The organism is Candidatus Poribacteria bacterium (assembly GCA_026706025.1).
In the GTDB taxonomy this organism is placed as follows: domain Bacteria; phylum Poribacteria; class WGA-4E; order WGA-4E; family WGA-3G; genus WGA-3G.
Genome location: JAPOZO010000012.1, coordinates 1 through 18,820, shown reverse-complemented (window position 1 = coordinate 18,820; position 18,820 = coordinate 1). Strand labels below are relative to the sequence as shown.

Below are 18,820 nucleotides of genomic sequence, written 5' to 3'. Positions count from 1 at the left end.
ACCAGGCAACCAATAGGTGAATTTATGCGAATCCATAAATATCTCGTTCTTCATTCCGCAGTTTTAACCTTTTTCCTCTGGACACCGCACACACTTTTCGCCGACATCAGTACGCTTGAACGCATTGCAGAAGCCGAGCGCAAAGTCAGTTATGTGGGCGTTCGTTGGAAGACGTTTAGTTCTTCAAGAGGCTCACGCACTTTTGAAGAGGTGGTCATTCATCAATCTGCAGATGCTTCGTATCGGAGGGTGCTATCCGTAGTCGGCGAGCGGACATCGCTTGAAGGTTCGCAAGACAGAAACGAGCACCGAGGCAACAACAGACAAGACGACAACAACCAGAATCGCAGAGACCGTCGGGAAAGAACTCGAGACCGGAACGAATGGCGACAAATTAGAAATCCATTCCCGAAAAAAGAGATCCAGTTGATTGCCCAAAATTATAACTTGGAAGTATCGCCATCCACAGAAAAAATAATAAATTATGAAACCGACATTCTAACGATCACACCTAAATTTGCTGACAGACCCACAAAACGCATCTTCTTTGCACGCGAAAACGGCGTTATCTTGCGGGTGGAGGATCTTGACGCTGAAGGGGTACTTCGCCAGATGTTTGTTTATACCCGAATTAGCTTTGATCCTGCCACCGTACAACGCAAATGGGAAGTCTTTGAAAAGGAGATTAAACCGCGACCGCCGCGCAGTTCTTCAATTTCACTTGCCAAAGCGGAAAAAGTGTTAAAAACCAAACCCGCTCAACCTGAGTACCTACCACCGGGGTTCCAGTTAAAGGATGTTCGTATTATTAAAAATAGGAAGAACGACTCAATTCTTCTCGAATATACAGATGGATTGGTAAATTTCACGCTGTTTGAAAAAACGGGCGATCCACCGCATATCAGGGACAGAGATCGCGGAGAAGAAAAAGAAATTGAACTTGCGGGGACAACTGTGTATAAACGCCTGTTCAGAGAGGCGGACGCCTTCAGATGGTCGGGCGCAAAAATTCACTACTTTCTAATCGGCGCGATACCGACTACCGAAATGCAGAAGGTTGTGGAATCCGTTATTCATAAAGAAAAAGAAAAGTAAGGAGAACGTATGCAAATATACCATATCCTCATGTTAAGCATTGTTGCTACAGGTATATTATTCGCCAGTCATGTAAGTGCTGACAATGAAAAGGCTGAACTCGAAAAGTCCCCTCGCCACGGCGAATGGGTAAAAGTCACAGCCGCCAATGGTCGTGTTATTAATGCGTTTGTTGTTTATCCAGAGGTGAAAGAGCCAGCAACATCTATAATTGTCATCCACGAAATTTTTGGACTCACCGATTGGATCCGCCTCGTAGCGGATAGGCTCGCCGCTGAGGGGTTCGTCGCAATCTGCCCAGACCTACTTTCCGGTATGGGACCCGATGGCGGCGGCACAGAAAGCTTCGACTCCGGTGATGATGTCCGAAGGGCTATTCGAGAGCTCCCCGCCTCTCAAGTCGCATCAGATTTGGACGCTGTCCAGAAATACGTCCGAGACCTCCCTTCAACGAACGATAAAGTCGCTGTTTCCGGGTTCTGCTGGGGTGGTGGCCAAACGTTCAGCTACGCTGTCCATTCCGATACAATCGCTGCGGGTTTCGTATTCTATGGTCGTGCTGTATCCGCAGAGGATGTCCCCAAGATATCAGTGCCAATATATGGCTTTTACGGCGAGAGCGATAACCGTATCAATGCCACAATTGATGCAACGAAAGCAGCGGCAGATGCTGCAAACGTTACCTACGAACCCGTTATCTACGAAGGCGTCGGTCATGCTTTCCTGAAACGCGGTATGGGAGAAGAAGCAAACGAAGCGCAAAAATCTGCCACTAAAGCCGCATGGGAACGGTGGGTATCCCTCTTGCAAGGACTCTAAAAGAATACACATGGCTAACCGACTTAAGGACAAAATCGCAATTATCACGGGTGCAGCACGAGGTATCGGTGCGAAAAGTGCAGAACTTTTTGCGGGCGAAGGCGCAGCTGTCGCGATCTGGGATCTCAACGCCGAGCGCGGCGAAAAAACTGCTCAACAGATTCAAGCCTCCGGTGGAACCGCCCTTTTCTGCCAGTGTGACGTAACCGATGCCGCGCAGATTGAAAGTGCTGTCGTACAGGTCACGTCCGAACTTGGCAATCCAAATGTCCTGTTCAACAACGCCGGTATCGCTGTCGTAGGTGAATTAGAAGATATCTCCGAAGAAGACTGGGACCACCAATACGCTGTCAATGTAAAGAGCATCTACCTCGTGTCCCGCGCTATCATTCCCCTGATGCGCGCAGCCGGTGGCGGTTCGATTATCAATATGGCGAGTGAATCCGCCTACGTCGGGTTTCCGATGCACCCCGCCTATACCTCCTCCAAAGCCGCTGTGGTACACCTCTCACGGAGCATGGCGGTTCGGTATGCTGAGGACAACATCCGTGTCAATAGCCTCTGTCCCGGCACCATTAACACCGAACTCTATCAAGAATTCCTATCCAAGCAACCAGACCCGGGAGCAATCAACAAAGAAATCAAAGAGATGCATCCATTGGGTATCGGTGAACCGGAAGACATCGCCTGGGCAGCAGTCTATTTAGCCTCCGATGAATCAAGGTACATGACCGGTGCCCCGATGCTTGTTGAGGGTGGAATTCTCTCACTCTAAATGGCTTCATTCGTTAAGAACACCCCATCCCATACTTTCCTTTCAGGACACACCACAGGAAATAGGCGTAATCTATTCCCTTTTCGGACTTACGCATTTCCTCTTAAAGTCCCCCTGATAAGGGGGATTTAACGGGTACGCATTTCCTCTCAAAGTCCCCCTGATAAAGGGGATTTAGGGGGTTAGATACAATTCAATAGTCTCACTGCAAGACATTTTCAGCAGAATATGCCGGTTTTCTATTCGATTTGCGTAAGTCCTACCCTTTATTACATTTCCACAATCTTTCTCAGAATTAGGCAACCGTTTTTCCCTTAATTCGCGTCATTATATACTACAAAACGAGCCTCCGGTGTTGAGAAAGACAAAGAACACAGCATTGAGGTTATTGCACAAATCCGTGCAATTTGTCATTAATGTCTGCCCCATTTGGTGCAGGGTTCCTCTAAATATTTTTATTTTCTAAAAATCGCTTAATTCCGTGTTCAACCAACTATCAAGGCTACATTTCCCGCCTCACCATAGTATCTTTCTTGGATTGGCACATAAATTGCTCATTATTTTTATGTCTGCTATTTCAAGGTAAACCTGAGAAACCTATATTAGGAGGGAAATATGACACGATTATCCATCAGCACTATTTTCTTCAGTGCTGTTATTCTGTTAGCGATGACTGAAGCGAACGCGGGTCTTGATAAGGGGCTTGTTTTCTATCTGAACTTTGACAACGTTAAAAATCAAACGATTGGTGATACGTCCGGCAATGGTCTTGACGCGGAAATCATTGAGAATACCAAGATTGTGACGGGTAAATATGGGGATGCGATTCATTTGACGAACAACGGACAGGATTGCGTCAATATCCCTTCCCACGAGAAGTTAAAAGTCACAGGTGAAATAACAATGACAGCATGGATCCACTATCAAGAAACGTGGAAAGGCAAGAAGGTGCATTGGATTGATAAAGGTTGTCATTGGTTTGAAGTTGATTGGGGTGCTTCTTATGGCATCGGTAGTATTGACATCGGTACCGGGCCGGGAATCTGGTTGTTTTTGGGGGCACGGGATGACCGGGGAATTTCGGATCGGCAAGAATTCATCGTGCCGCATGAAATGGAGGAAAAAAGGTGGCATCATGTCGCCGGAAGCTACGACGGAAAAACGATGAAAGTTTATTTAGACGGTGAAGTCATGGGCGAAGAAAATAGGGAATTCAACTTCGCTGGCGACAATATCGCGAGCGTCTGGATAGGATGCGCAAAAAACAAATTCGCATTTGTCAATGGCTCTATTGACGAAGCTGCAGTCTGGCAACGGGCACTTAACGGAACCGAAATCAAACAAGCAATGTCGGGAAATTTTCTCGCTGTTTCACCGAACGGTAAAATAGCAACGACCTGGGCAAATATCAAAAAAAGGGAGTCCCTTTAAAAGTTAGAATGTCCGCCTATCTGTAACAGAAGGAGTTCTCAATGCAAAAACAATTTCATGTGATATGGTTTGTTGTGTTTTTATCATTAAATTGGATAGTATCCATCCCCGACGCAGCAGAACTCAAAATCGAAAAGACTTTAACCCAAGCAGACGGCTTAGCATCCAATACAGTGCTCACCGTTTTTGAGGACAGCCTCGGCACGATGTGGTTTGGAACGACTGATGGAGTCACCCGTTATGACGGAGAGAATTTCCGAACCTTCACAACAGAAGATGGACTCGCACGGAACACGGTAGGACTCATCTTTGAAGACCAACAAGGAATGCTCTGGTTCGCTGACGGTGTACTTTCACATTTTCTGGAAAGAGGGAAGCCTATGGATATGTCATGGATGGAAACGCCATTGAGTGAACTCGATCTCGATATTCAGCCGTATCGCGAGACAACGAAAGAAACAAGGAGAGTTGTTCCCCTAAAAGGTGTCAGTCGCTATGATGGACAAGCGTTCAAAATTTTCACGACAGCAGACGGCCTCGCCCGCGATACCATCAAGGATATATTTGAGGACAAAGCAGGCACGCTTTGGTTCGCGACATCGTCAGGTGTAAGTCAATACGACGGTGAAAAATTCAACGCTATCACCGTGAACGGACCTATGGGGATGAATGTCCTACCCGATTGGTGGGGTCAAATCACAGCAATTGCCCAAGATACAGTAGGAAATTTTTGGTTTGGCAGCACAGCCGGCATTACCTACTACAATGTTCAAAAGTCCCATTTCCGTTATTTTGCTGTTGATTCGGATTTCGCTCCTTTCCAAGAGATGGGGCAATCACCAAATACAAGCATAACGGATCTACAGTTCGATGCGAAGGAAAACCTCTGGATGAGCCGAGATGGTATGGACGAGGAAGACAGCGGTATTCGTCGATACAATGGCAACAAACTGACAATCTTTCCACAAAGTGAAGCACTCCCGATGAATAGCGTTGACAACATTATGAAAGATAGCAGCAGCAATCTCTGGTTTACCGGTGTTAAGAACCTGCCGTCGACGCTAAACGAAACTGAGGAAAGTATCAGCATGGTTTACAATGTCGTTAATACTGGGGTCAGCGTCCATAACGGTGAGAGGTTCCAAAACTTCAACACAGACGACGGTTTACCGAGTAACCGAGTCTGGTCGGTATTTGAAGACAGCAAGGGTAAACTCTGGTTCGCTACGGATGCTGGTGCCGCAGTTGGCGTTTATCTTCCATCTCAAAACGTAGGCAATTAATTGATACCAAGAAAGCCCTTTAGTATTCTCTAATAAGGAGATGAAGCAAATGAAAAAGATTTTTCAATACATCACTTGTTTCTCAATAGCAACTCTTTTTGGGATTCTTTGCCTGTTCACTGGTTGTGTAAAAAAGGAGATTACTCGTATAGCAGACTGGCAAACCCATTTTACGGATGTCTACTTTGCCGATGCCAAACACGGATGGATTGTCGGACATCACGGATGGATTCTCCATACGGCTGATGGTGGTGTAAATTGGCAAAGACAGACGGTGAACACGAATGAGGATTTCAAAGCGGTCTACTTCACAAATCTCCGTAACGGCTGGGCAGTCGGCGATAAAGGATTAATTGCGACTACTGACGATGGGGGGCGGCATTGGAGCTTACAAAATAGTGAGGTCTCTTCACTGTTTATGGATGTCTTTTTCCTCAATTCAAAGACCGGCTGGATCACTGGACAGAATGGACTGTTATACACAAAAAATGGTGGGAAAACATGGCATCATCAAGAAGCAAGCGCGTTTGGACTTGGGGGTATCTGGTTCATAGACAAACAGCGCGGGTGGATCGTCGGAGATTATGATCGAATTTTTGTCACCACGGACAACAGTCAGACGTGGCGCAGACAGAGTAACCTCGTGAGGGAAGATCAAACAACGACAGTGTGTAACCTCCATACAGTATTTTTTACAAACCCTCTCAAGGGATGGAGTGGTGGCACGGACGGCACCATTTTCTATACATCCGATGGCGGCACAGAATGGCACTCACAGGATAGTCGCCTTCCGATGATTTACGGACATGTCCGTCCAACTGTCAACGATTTCCATTTCATTAATAATGACTATGGCGTGGCGGTTTCGCAAGGTGGGTTTATCATCCGAACCGAAGATGGCGGAGAAAATTGGAGATTAACAGAAAACCAGACCAAAAACGACCTGATGGGCGTTCATTTTGCGACTTCTAAAGAGGCATGGGCAGTCGGTTGGAATGGTACCCTTCTACACTCGACCGACGGCGGGGTAACATGGAACATGAGAAGCGGCACCACAGCCGATGACCTGCAGAGTGTCGCGTTTGCAGATGCAGACCGTGCGGTTGCTGTCGGAGAGAGAGGAACAATCACGACGAGTGACGATAGCGGTAAAACCTGGACCGATATTGAGATGGACACATGGCATCGCATCCGTAATTTATCTTTTGTCACCGATACGGAAGGCTGGGCGGTTGGCGATGGCGGACTTATCCTCCACACAACCGATGCCGGTCAGACGTGGGAACGACAAACCAGCGGATGGTGGTATACCCTCAATGCACTCCATTTCATCAATCCGAAAAAGGGTTGGATCGTTGGAGATTTGGGGACTGTGCTCCATACAACAGACGGTGGTAAAACGTGGATACAACAAGCACCACGCTATTTCCACGAAATGATCAAAGGCATCTTTTTCCTCAATGAGACAGAGGGGTGGGTCGTCGGGTGGCCCGGTATCGTCTTTCACACTGAAGACGGTGGATTGACGTGGAAACGACAGAACAGCAACAGTTACAACGAACTCTACGCTGCCTACTTCATCGACAGGCATATCGGTTGGGTCGTTGGGCAATTCGGCGAGATTTTACATACCCTTGATGGTGGAAAAACGTGGAAATTCCAACGGAGTGGGACGCAGGCGAATCTCAACAAAGTCTATTTTGCCGACGCGAACCACGGGTTAATTGTCGGAGATGAAGGGGTCATTTTGACGACTATCAATGGGGGCGTGACGTGGGAATTGCAGAAAAGTGGCACGTCCAATGATCTCTATAGTTTCTCGCTTTCTCCGGATGGTATCCTCGCTGTGGGTGAAGGTGGCATAGCGATGCGCTATTCTGTGGACACGGAGCAGTTCATTGTCGAGTTGCCACCTGCTGCGCAAGAAATGGAAACCGATGAGAAACCCATTGAAGCGATTGAATATCGCTGGGAGATCGTCCGTCAAGGGAGTTGGCAGACCGAATTCACCGATACCTGTTTCCTGTCTGCACAGGAAGGGTGGACAGTCGGGGGCAATGGGACTATTTTACACACTACAAACGGTGGCACCACGTGGCAACCACAACAGAGTGGCGTGACCGAAGAATTACAACGGGTTGTCTTTATTGATGAAAATTACGGTTGGATTAGCGGTCAAGGTGTACTACTAAGAACCGAAAACAGAGGTAAAACTTGGCAAGTCATCCGCGAAGGGTTGAAAAATTTTCGTAATATTCGTGCGATACACTTCGTCAATCCGAAAGATGGATGGATCGGCGTTGATAGAGGGCAAATCCTACGCACAAACGATGGTGGTATAACCTGGACGCTTCAGCAAACAGGGACAACCCAGCAACCGATCACGCACCTACATTTTATCAACAGTCAAGAAGGATGGGCAGTCGCGCCACAACGGCGGACCGGCGGATTAATTCTACACACGGTTAACGGTGGTGATTATTGGGAAATCCAAGCCAGAACACATCAGTCTTGTATTGGAATCCATTTCCTAAATGCCAAATCAGGTTGGGTGGTCATGGAAAATGGGACCTCACTTCTCACCACAGATGGCGGGGAAAGCTGGAAGCGGGATCTGGAAGCAGAACGCGAGATTAAAGGAACGAATTTTGATATCCAGCTGCACACGGTGAAATTCCGTAATCACACCGAGGCTTGGGCAATTGATGGCGGTCATACAATTCTGACGACCCGAAACCAAGGTAAGCGTTGGGAAGCAACGAATTACCTATTGGAGAGCGAACCTGCAAACGGTGAAGCGAAAAGTTGGATAGAAAGAATGGTAGAAGAACGTCCCTTTGGATTCTCAATGCGAATTACCAACGCGCATCTCCTACCAGATGGTCACGGTTGGGTAGTCACTGGAGAACAGATTCATGACAGGGAACTCGCCAGAGCTGATATCGGAGGCACCAACGAATCAGGCGCATCTACGGGTCAGATTTACATCACCACAGACGGTGGAAAGACCTGGCAGCATCAACTCGGTGAACAACTTGATAACTTCCGTGATGTGCAGTTTCTTGATGAGCAGAACGGCTGGATTGCCGGAGATAATGGAGTCCTACTGGCAACAGAGGACGGTGGAAAAAATTGGGAGCATTTGGAGAGCGGTACCACCGACCGTATCGTTGATGTTCATTTTATGAGTCTTGATCCGAAATGGGGTTGGGCGATGAAACGCGACGGCAGCATGCTTTACACCGCGAACGGTGAAGACTGGTCAACAGAAAACGGGCAGGAGCTGCCGCCAGACTTTGACATATTCATAAATGAGGTCGCCTTTGGCAATTTTTCTGAAGGATGGGCTGTCGGTGAAAATGGGGATATTCTTCACAATCTGGATGGCGGACCGATTTGGGAATTTCAGCGCACGTCAACCGGTAAAACCCTCACAAGCGTTGATATGAAATTCGCACCGCTCGGTTGGGCGGTCGGAACCAACGGTGTCATCCAGAGAACTGTCAATGGTGGTGAATATTGGAAGTTCCACGAGACGCACGTTGGCTACGATCTTCACGCCGTATCGTTTATTACGAAACGAAAAGGGTGGGCAGTCGGACGCGCCGGGATTATCCTATCTACCACCGACGGTGGATTTACTTGGGAATCAAAGTTGAGCGGTATGTCGGAAACGCTTTACGATATTCTGGCACTCTCTGAACAGAAAATCTATGCTGTCGGTGCCTCTGGAACCATCATTCATTCGACAGACGGCGGAGAAACGTGGGAACAGGAACATACCGGTGTTAACAATGACCTGTATACTATCGCACGCGTCAAAGACGGTGATATACTCTGGGTTGTTGGGCAAGGCGGCGTTGTGCTACGTCGTCCGAAACATTAAAGGATACCCTGTTTGAATATCGTGCGGAGACCCGTGAGATACACAGCGTCTCCGCACGATATCTTTTCTACCCAGGCCCGGTAGGTGCGGTTTCCTAACCGCACCGGGATTGTTACGAAATCACCGAATTAATATTTTGATCTTCATATAAGAGGATTTAAGGGTTACCGGGAATGAATTCACTACTACTGGACTAATGCACTCGGATGATGCGCCGTCCTGTGAAAGTTTGACCAAACATATCCGTTGTACGGACGTAGATGACGTGCGTTCCTTCGGGAACATCCGCTGGAAGCTTCGCTTGCCAGATGTGCGTTGATTTTGTAATTCCGGTAATCCCTTTCCCTGTTTGTGGCAATTCGCTGTCTTCCTTCAACTGTGCCTTCATTGTTTCGCGAAGCGCAACATGCAGTTTCCGCTCAAGTTGGTTCGTATCGTCGCGTGCCTTGAGTGCTTTGTAGTATGGGTCTTGCTGAGGTGTATAGGTCATGGGTCTCCAGTCCCCATCTTCTCCGAGACGGATTTCAACTGTTGAGCGTTTGGTACCTCCAAAAACGTTAACGATGATATCTGTGTTGCCAGTTTCTGTCGGGGTAACTTCCCAAGGTGCCCAGATGTTCATCTGATAATCCGCTGGACGGCGGGCAGCCTTGAACCGAATTGAATATTGGTTTCCACTGAATGTGAAGATGCCATATCCGTTGGGGGCACCATCCCGCATCGTTGTATGCGGAATACCGACTTCATCAAGTGCGCCCTGCCACCAAGAGCCTGATGTGGTTGCGTGATTGTGATGATGATGTGGATCGTCTCCATGCCAACCGTGATCCGGCCCAACGAAGTCGTCGCGTTGGACGTGCGTGTGCGCTGACAGGGACAACGTGTGGGGTCGATCACCGAGTAGATTCATCAGTTTTTTCACATCGCGCATCTCCGTTAACGGAATATGAAAGGAGATAACAACAAGTTGATCTTTCGGCACAAAAGCGAGGTCGTTACGAATGAACGTCAACTGCTGTTCTCCTACTTCACTCGAGTAGCGAGGGTTGTCTGCTTCGTCGCGGTAAAAGAGCACATTGTCGATGTTGATGAAATGGACAGGTCCCCAATCAAATGAATAGCATGTGGGTCCATAAACACGTTCAAAGGTCTCATCGGCATACTGGTCATCGGTAGCAAGACGGTTCATATCATGGTTACCGTAGACGTTGTACCACGGGATCCCGACAGTAGCGATCACTTCGTTAAGTGGATGGAATAAGTTTAAGTTGTCACCCACCAAATCGCCGAGGCTGATTCCCAACGCCGCATCACTCCCAATAACTTCTTCAATTACGTCGTGTGCTAACCACTCAATATCTTGCATATTATTGGGTTGTGTGTCCCCGAAGACAAGTACCTTGAAGGTATCCGCTTCAGGCTGTTCAGTGAGCGGAAAATCAATCGACGCGGGCAACGGACCTGTCGGTGCGATGCCGGCATACTTCAGTCCTTCTGGTGAACCGTGCGGTTTGTGAACATAATAAAACTTCGGGAGTTGATTTTCACCAACCGGTGTCATAAACCCACGGGGCTTAATCACAAAGAGAATGGTGTCATCAGTGACCGCGAGCGTGTATTGTCCGTTGGCATCGGTTTGGACAATATCCTGTCCATTAGAGACGCGAATCCCGGATAACCCCTTCTCGTTGTCGTCCTTTACTTGGTTTCCGTTTGTATCCAGAAATACAGTGCCAGTTGCGGTTGAATTTTCTGCTACACTGTTTCCAATCGCATAAAAAACCAAGATGGCGATCAAAATCACAAAATTCCATTGTTTGTAAACCATGCGAATCCTCCATTTGACACCTGCTCATCAGGTGCTGTTTTTTCTGATAGATATAGTATTTGACATACCGAGGATTACGGAGTAATAACATTTCCTTGGCATTTCCGTGAATATTACCAGCGTACTATTGGATTCCTAAAAATCGAATATGTAGGCATGTTGCACAACTAATGATATTATTCCAATCCCCACTCCCGGCGGAGTTCCGTTATCGGTTTATAACTCACACCTTTGTTGTAAAAATTACCGAGCCAACTGCCGTCTTCACGGAAAAAGAAGCGGTCATCCTTCTCTTCGCGAGCGAGCTGGTATCGCGTATCAATGCTGATACGATAGCGGTCAGAACGATTTGGTGCACTACTGTGCATCATATAAAGCCCAAAAATAATAACGTCACCCGGTTGGAAATGCGCCGTTGCCAGTGTGAATCCGAATTTTTCAACCATCTCACGTGGATCGGTGCTGAACACAGCCTCCGTCAAATCACGGTCCATATCGGTCGCGCCGTATGTAGACTTTAACCGGTCATGCCGATGCGAACCGAGGCAGATGACGAGCGGTCCATTTTCCAGACCGATATCCGTCAATGCGCTCCACATCGTGTACCGGTTCTGTGTACCGCGCCCAACGTAAACGCTATCGTAGTGAAAATGGTTGTGTCCACCCTTCGCCATGCAGCGAAGCCATCGTTTGTCAAACGTGATGACGGGACCCCCGAGGAATTCTTCGTAGAATTGCATCGTTCGCTGGCTATCGACAACATCAAGAATCGGTTTGGCATGCGCTACCTCAGTTTGTCGAAAGAAACTAAAAGTCTGATTCGCTGTGCCGATGATACCCTCTTCAACAGGCGTATCCGGCTTTAACCCGTCTCTCTGCGCAATGGCTTGCAATGTCCAATGTGCAGCTTTCTCGGCATGCTCATGCGGATGGAAACCGCGAATAAAGAGATACCCATCCTCACGCATTTTTTTGTGTAACGCACCCGGATTGTTGAGAAGTGAGGAGGAATCTACTAATTCGACGATCTCCTCACCAAAACGAAAACGATGCTCACCGAATTCAAAGGGTGTTCCCGTTGGGATTTTTTTCGGTCTGTTTAATGTCATTAAAATTTTTCTGCCTGGAACCCCCGTGCTTTAGTTATGGCGACCCAAACGCCTCCAACACTGGCTCAGCGATCCAGCAGTCCGGGGCAGTCAACCCGAAGATATGGGCGGCTGTCGCGGCGGTATCGTAGATGTTCACGAAAGAAGTCAGTTCTTTCGCGGGCGCAACTCCAGGTCCGGCGATAATCCAAGGGATCTCAACCTCCGCCAGCGTCGCTCCGCCGTGCCCTTTTCCGACACCGCCATGATCCGAAGTAATGATAAGGATCGTTTGCGCCAGTATCCCCGCCGCTTCAAGTCCCTGAATCGCCTCGCCGATGAGCCGATCCGCCTCTTCAACGGATTTGTAATACTCAGACGTTCTATAACCGTACTTATGCCCGGCGTGATCAATATGATCGAGATGGATAAATGTAAAATCAGGCTGCTTTGCCTTGAAATAGGCGACAGCACGTTCAGTGGTGTTGACGGGACCGTCTGTATCTTCGATGATGTCCAAGGCTTCGCGTTCAAATAAGTGTCCGATACCACCCCAATCGTGGAAGCAGGCAATCACCGCGGATGGCTGCTGCGCACGCAGCACGCTGAAAATCGTCGGAAAAATGCCGCCCGACCCCACTGCCGTTGGCGCGAGCGCAAATTTATCGGGTCTCCAATCGTTGGACGTGACACCATGCTGTTCAGGTCCAGCACCCATAAGCATAGAAGCCCAATTCGGACTGCTGGAAGTTGGCATCACGGCGCGGGCGCGCATCGTATAAGCACCACGCTGCATGAGGGCATCCATATTTGGTGTCTTCGCCTTCTGAATACCGTCAGGACTCATCCCATCACACCCAATGATCACCACATGTTTCACGCCCAAAACCTCGGAAACAGCCTGAAGTGTGAAACCAAAGAACAGAGAACCGACCAGCAAAATAACTCCAAACACACCGAAAACCCCTCGCTTCTTGAGAGAAATACACACTGTTTCTTCCTCCGAAATCGCCGCGAGTTATCTGCTCGCAGCAGCCTTGATTTGTCCCCAAGTGAGACTCAGTTTCCCAGCAGGCTCCACTGCTAACCCTTCCGCTTCCATATTGTTCAAGACCTCTTTTTCACTGAGTGCCCGATCATAGAGACGCACTTCGTCGAGCATCCCCTTGTGCACAAAGTCTTCGTTATCATCTTTATACGCACCGATGGAGAAGAAGATGCGATCCGGGTAATTGATCGGCCCCGATTGGACACCGGAAGTGCCCTCAGGTTTCCCATTTACGTAGATTTTCATCTCCTTACCGTCATACGTTCCGACCACATGGTACCATTCATTCATCTCGGACGGGGTGGCGGCATTGAGGTAAGTTAAGAGACCATCCCCATCATCAGCATCCTCCGAGGAGAGCGCGAAACTGAACGCTTTCCAGCGGGTGCCGAGCAGCCAACCTTTTTCAAAAGCACCATTGTCCTGAACTGCTACGACGTAACCACCCCATTCGATGAACTGCTCATCCCACGCCCATAATTCTATAGTCATCTCCTCTGTGGGCAGTTCAGCTTTTTTGATGTCATCAGTCATTTGGACACGAGCACCCGCGCCACCGCCCAATTGCACCGCCTCTCCAAACTTACCCGCTACGATTTGAAGGTCCCCTATGATCTCGGCATCCTGGTTGCCCCAGATGTCCGCTACTGTTTTGCCTTTTACAGTGTCTTTATCGAAACTCCAGTATCCGATTAACCCATCTTCGATGACAACTGTCCGGGCAGCGACAGGAATCCCTATGCCCAATCCAGTGATTAAAACAGCAACCAAACTCAGAGCCATTTTTTTTCTGACGTTCATAACAAATAGAAACATTTCTTCCTCCTTTGGTTGACCTTACCGCAAATAGCGGATGAATTGTTGGTGCAGGTGTCTCTTCAAAACCTAATCCAATACTATAGTATACAATACATATTGTGTTCTATCAAAGTATAATCGTCAATCAGGGTCATTCAATTGTAGGTTTTTGGTGTTTATTTTCGCAGGTGTTAATACTTAATATATGTTATGGTTTTTAAAAAAACGCAGAAATTTTCGCTGGATTTCGCTGGATTTCGCTGGATTTCGCACCGGATCCTAAAAAAAAGACGTAAAATCCAATAATTTCTTAAGATTGAATGACCCTGAATCGTCAATACTGTTATCAGGAATAGCACTCTCCATATCCCAAATTTTTCGCTTTATGCACCCTTTTGATTCTCAAATCGGATCATTAATTATAAAAGCGTGTCACATACCCTACACGAAAATTCGTTACACAAAAATCTGATCTTGGACAATAAATGAAAGAGCATCCGTATCGTAATAAAAAATTAAAGGGAGTTCAATATGTTAATGACGTTGATTCAAAAAGAGGTTATGCATCATATTCTGAGCGTCCGGTTTGTCGCACTTCTTTTGATGTGCCTGCTTCTCGTCCCGCTCACACTTTCCACCAATTACCGGAATTATCGCCAGAACTTGGTGGATTACCAAGAAGCCGTTAAACTCGAAAACATTGAAGAGACCACAGTAAATCCGAAGCAGCCGCCGCAACCGGAAGTTGAAGTTTCCAAAATTTTTCTCAAACCGACACCGCTGAGCGTCTTCGCAAAAGGATTGGAGGACTCACTCCCAAGCTACCTTGGAATGACCCGCAATGGAATTACACAGGGACCGCCATCTACATTTTCAGCACCTCTCTCCCAACTTTTAGGACATCTCGATTTTCTATTTGTGGTAGGGACTGTCTTCAGTCTCCTTGCGCTACTGTTCACATTTGATGCCGTTGCTGGAGAAAGAGAGGCAGGCACCCTTCGGATTAACTTAGCAAACTCTCTTCCACGCGACCTCTTCCTCTGGAGCAAATTGATTGGTGGGTACTTTGTGTTCGTGGTTCCGTTCTTGGTATCTTTTCTATTGGGCTTACTCGTGCTTGTTTGGCAAGGGTTTCCCTTGGGCGAACCCGATATTTTTCCCCGCGTGCTCAGTTTGACTGCTATTTCGCTTCTCTACATAGCGGTGTTCTTCGCAATCGGAACGGTGATTTCTACCTACTTAGACAATTCCAAAACGGCTCTTATTGTCGCCTTTACTGTCTGGGTGTTCGCTGTGCTAATTACACCACGCATCGGTTTTCTTACAGCGAAGATCATTTCCCCAACACGAACTTCGCAGAGCGTCTATATGGAAAAGACCGCCATGCGAGATAATTTCGATGCCGAACTCAAAGATCAAAAAATGAAATTCTTCATGGAGGTGCCCCCAAATAAGGACGGAGCGCGCGTTATAGGTCCGGAAATTGCGAAAAAAATTGACGAACGCATGAAATCTATTGAAGAGGAATATCGACTGAAATTCCAGAACCGTGCGAACAAATTAGATCGAGATTATAAACGTGAAACAGAACGACAAGAACAATTAGGTGAGACGTTTTCCCGAATTACCCCTACATCTTCCTTAATCTATCTTACCACGAACTTAACACAGACAGGAAAAGTAGAAAGAAGCAACTACTTTCAAACAGGTGATCGCTATTATGAGATGCTCCATGCAGATTTCTTTACTAAAATTTCAGATCATATTTCTCATAGAGTGCACCGCCCAGAAGATAATGTCAAAATTACACAACCGCCACGATTGGCGACAACAACCTTAGGGGAGATATTCAGTCAATCGGTGATAGATGTGCTGCTGCTCTGCTTCTTTGCTGTGGTATTAACAACCGTGGCATTTCTGAAATTCTTCCGTTCCGATATTTGATGCCAAGTACGACTCAGTATGTTAATGATAGCCGAATTACCGGTAACATTTAAAACGCGTCTTGAGAATATAGACGCATATTGTCAAAAGTTAAACTTCAAACACGAGGCAACATAACGCCTCTGAAGGAGAAAGAAAATGAAAAGGACTTTTCACGGTGCAGGCACTCTATTAAGACTTGCATTCTTGGCCGCTTTGGGATTCGCTATTTTTTCGGGGGGTGCCTATTTATATGCACACGGCGTTAAAATAATTATATCGCCGCTTGAAATTATATCGCCGGGTATGCGGTTCCATGTTAAAATCGACTGGAAAACGCCACTCGTCATTGAAAAATATACCGGTCCCCAAAATGCCCAGGAACTGATGAAGGCGTTAGATGCGGATTACAATAAGGGACACGGAAAAACCGAAGTCAGCCTATCGCGCAAGGACAACGGTATAGAAACTGAAAACTATAGCAGTAACCTTACAATAAGTGAGATAGATGCAAGGTATCCACGGGCGGAGTGGTTTCAGCTGCTTTTGGAGAGAGGTATCATCATAGGAGACCTCTACGAGTATGCGTCCAACCTGTCACACCGGCATGCTTTGGCATTTCTGGAAGACAATCCGAATCTGTGGGAGTCAGGCGTTATTGATATTCCACCGACAGATGACTGGGAAACGTATAAAGTGGCTTACATCGAAATGCTGGTAGAAATTGAAGGCACCAAAGCGGAGGTTGAACGCAGAAAGCCAGAGATTGAACGCATCAAAGCGGAGGTTGAACGCACCATTGAACGCAGTAAGGCACAAGTCGAACGTGCAAAGGTGCAGATCGAACAGAGTAAGAAAGATGTCGAACGTGCAAAGAAAAAGTTGAATTCACAACAGTTTGAGGATGTTAGGAAACAACTTGAGGATGTTAGGAAACAGCTTGCGCGCGTACAAGAGGCTTTAGAACACCTCAAAGAGTCGATGCCTCCTCAAGAACTAACGCCTCCTGAGAAACCAAAGTAGAATGTAAGAAAGAGGTCTTCGTCCCCTCCTTTATAGGACAAGGTGATAGACTCTTTTGGGCTATTCTGTTCCATCAACATTGTGAGGCTTACGCGCCGCACGCTTCTCTGGGGCTGTCTCAGCAAACACCAGAAGCGCGGAATTAGCGTAAGCCTTGCTTAAAACGCTTTAGATTCCTGTTACACGTAGAAGAGTCGTGCCAGTAAATTAAGTCTCTCGGCGGACACCAACATAGGAGGAAACCTTATGGAAAAATTAGACGATGTTCAACTCATTGACAAAATTTTATCCGGCGATGATACGGCGTTTGATATCTTAGTGAAAAAATACCAAAAAAGCGTTCACACGTTTGCATGGCGAAAGATCGCCGATTTCCACACTGCTGAAGAAATTACACAAGATACGTTTCTAATAGTTCACCATAAATTGGCAATGCTGAAGGATCCACACTGTTTTGAGGGCTGGCTTTATAGGATCGCTGCACGTCAATGCTTCCTGTTTCAGAGAAAGAAAAGGATACGGACGCAATCTCTTGAAGACACGAGCATCGAACTGATCGAAAAAATGACATATTCTCAATACGTCGCTGAGGAGCAGGCGAACGCTGCAGCTGAAGCACGACGCGACGTTGTTCACAGGCTTCTCTCACGCTTGCCGGAAAAGGAACGTACTGCCGTTACACTCCACTACTTCCGAGGAATGACCTGTAAAGAGATTAGCCAGTTCTTGGGTGTGTCGGTATGCACTGTAAAAAGCCAACTCCATCGTGCACGGCATCGATTAAAGAAATCGGAATCCATGCTCCAAGAAACATTAGAAGATTCCGAACAGGTAAACCTCACCGAGAATTATAGTGAATCACGAAATTAAATGGACGTTTTAATAACTTGATGTTAGAAACCGTGACCTCACGAAAGTCTACAACGAAACATTTTAGCACTCAATAAAAGGAAATTAAAATGAAATCCGTTATTATTCGGTTGTGCATTCTTCTCTTTATTTTCGACGCTCAAGCGGGGACGTTTTTGGACACATTTGATGATGGAGAACCCGTCAACTGGGAAGAATTAGTTATGTTTGGCATCGATGTCCCCGGTTCCTGGGAAATTATTGATGGTCAGCTCCAAGGCAGTAATGACGGAATAACCCGTTTACTTACAATTGGAGAAGAGACGTGGCAAGATTATGACATCGAATTTGATGTTAAACCCCTCGAAAAACATGGCCCTGGAACCATTGTGATCGCTGCCCGGATTAAAGGGACATGGGGGATAGTATGTGGGATTGATGATTTTGCGGGCCCCATAGCGGAATGTTTTGGTGGCAATTTGCGTGGAAACCTATTTTTGACCTATGATCAGAAACCCCACAACTTGTTGAAATTGCGGAAATGGACAACCTTCCAACTAAGTGTTCATGGAAAGCACTTGACCTTCTCAATAAATGGCAAGCAAGTTTTGGACCCCATAGTTTTAAAACCGCTACATGGATTTCCTGAGTTTCCCACGGGTAGAATTGGGTTAGGCCTTGCAAATTATACAATAAGATTTGACAATCTCAAGATCACAGGCCCCGATATTCCAAATATGGGTGGATTATCGGTAACACCGAGAAAAAAACTCGCGATGACATGGGCAAGTTTAAAGCAATTTTAAACAAAAGGAGAAGAGAGGGCTCGTAGTGGTCTTCGTTTACGAGCAGGGCTTCGCGATTTTACGAAAAATAGATCCACAAGCACACACCATTAAACCATTATAATGTTAGGACTTACGCATTTCCTCTTAAAGTCCCCCTGATAAGGGGGATTTAGGGGGTTTAAAACT

The 18,820-nt window shown here is 46.9% G+C and carries 14 protein-coding genes; 10 read left to right on the top strand and 4 right to left on the bottom strand.

Annotation, left to right across the window (positions count from 1 at the left end):
• Window positions 1-24: 24 nt before the first annotated feature.
• The 6 genes from OXH00_03120 to OXH00_03095 all read left to right on the top strand — a co-directional run bounded on the left by OXH00_03120 (window position 25) and on the right by OXH00_03095 (window position 9,289).
• Complete coding sequence (locus OXH00_03120) at window positions 25-1,095, top strand: hypothetical protein (GenBank protein MCY3739992.1); 1,071 nt, start codon at window positions 25-27, stop codon at window positions 1,093-1,095.
• 9 nt (window positions 1,096-1,104) lie between these two features.
• A complete protein-coding gene (locus OXH00_03115) occupies window positions 1,105-1,914 on the top strand; it encodes a dienelactone hydrolase family protein (GenBank protein MCY3739991.1) in 810 nt (269 codons plus the stop codon).
• A 10-nt stretch (window positions 1,915-1,924) separates the two neighbouring features.
• A complete protein-coding gene (locus tag OXH00_03110; protein MCY3739990.1) occupies window positions 1,925-2,689 on the top strand; it encodes an SDR family oxidoreductase in 765 nt (254 codons plus the stop codon).
• Window positions 2,690-3,304: 615 nt separating this feature from the next.
• Window positions 3,305-4,120, top strand: a complete 816-nt coding sequence (locus OXH00_03105) for a LamG domain-containing protein (protein ID MCY3739989.1) — start codon at window positions 3,305-3,307, stop codon at window positions 4,118-4,120.
• Window positions 4,121-4,161: 41 nt separating this feature from the next.
• Window positions 4,162-5,403 (top strand): hypothetical protein, encoded by a 1,242-nt coding sequence (locus tag OXH00_03100; protein ID MCY3739988.1) that lies wholly within the window; start codon window positions 4,162-4,164, stop codon window positions 5,401-5,403.
• A 49-nt stretch (window positions 5,404-5,452) separates the two neighbouring features.
• Window positions 5,453-9,289: a YCF48-related protein gene (locus tag OXH00_03095; protein ID MCY3739987.1), complete on the top strand. Its 3,837-nt coding sequence runs from the start codon at window positions 5,453-5,455 to the stop codon at window positions 9,287-9,289.
• A gap of 193 nt (window positions 9,290-9,482) precedes the next feature.
• On the opposite strand, the gene OXH00_03090 is transcribed toward OXH00_03095, so the two are convergent.
• The 4 genes from OXH00_03090 to OXH00_03075 all read right to left on the bottom strand — a co-directional run bounded on the left by OXH00_03090 (window position 9,483) and on the right by OXH00_03075 (window position 14,069).
• Window positions 9,483-11,117 carry a calcineurin-like phosphoesterase family protein gene (locus OXH00_03090; GenBank protein ID MCY3739986.1) on the bottom strand — a complete coding sequence of 545 codons (1,635 nt, stop codon included), beginning with the start codon at window positions 11,115-11,117 and terminating at the stop codon, window positions 9,483-9,485.
• Between the two features lie 176 nt (window positions 11,118-11,293).
• A complete protein-coding gene (locus OXH00_03085) occupies window positions 11,294-12,226 on the bottom strand; it encodes a phytanoyl-CoA dioxygenase family protein (GenBank protein ID MCY3739985.1) in 933 nt (310 codons plus the stop codon).
• Between the two features lie 34 nt (window positions 12,227-12,260).
• Window positions 12,261-13,196 carry an alkaline phosphatase gene (locus OXH00_03080; protein ID MCY3739984.1) on the bottom strand — a complete coding sequence of 312 codons (936 nt, stop codon included), beginning with the start codon at window positions 13,194-13,196 and terminating at the stop codon, window positions 12,261-12,263.
• Window positions 13,197-13,223: 27 nt separating this feature from the next.
• Complete coding sequence (locus tag OXH00_03075; GenBank protein ID MCY3739983.1) at window positions 13,224-14,069, bottom strand: LamG domain-containing protein; 846 nt, start codon at window positions 14,067-14,069, stop codon at window positions 13,224-13,226.
• 513 nt (window positions 14,070-14,582) lie between these two features.
• On the opposite strand from OXH00_03075, the gene OXH00_03070 reads away from it, so the two are divergent.
• The 4 genes from OXH00_03070 (at window position 14,583) to OXH00_03055 (ending at window position 18,652) form a co-directional block, all read left to right on the top strand.
• Window positions 14,583-15,995 carry an ABC transporter permease gene (locus tag OXH00_03070; protein MCY3739982.1) on the top strand — a complete coding sequence of 471 codons (1,413 nt, stop codon included), beginning with the start codon at window positions 14,583-14,585 and terminating at the stop codon, window positions 15,993-15,995.
• Between the two features lie 138 nt (window positions 15,996-16,133).
• Window positions 16,134-16,997, top strand: a complete 864-nt coding sequence (locus tag OXH00_03065; protein MCY3739981.1) for a hypothetical protein — start codon at window positions 16,134-16,136, stop codon at window positions 16,995-16,997.
• 246 nt (window positions 16,998-17,243) lie between these two features.
• Complete coding sequence (locus tag OXH00_03060) at window positions 17,244-17,867, top strand: RNA polymerase sigma factor (protein ID MCY3739980.1); 624 nt, start codon at window positions 17,244-17,246, stop codon at window positions 17,865-17,867.
• Between the two features lie 89 nt (window positions 17,868-17,956).
• Entirely contained in the window at window positions 17,957-18,652 is a 696-nt protein-coding gene (locus OXH00_03055) for a DUF1080 domain-containing protein (GenBank protein ID MCY3739979.1), read from the top strand.
• Window positions 18,653-18,820: the final 168 nt, after the last annotated feature.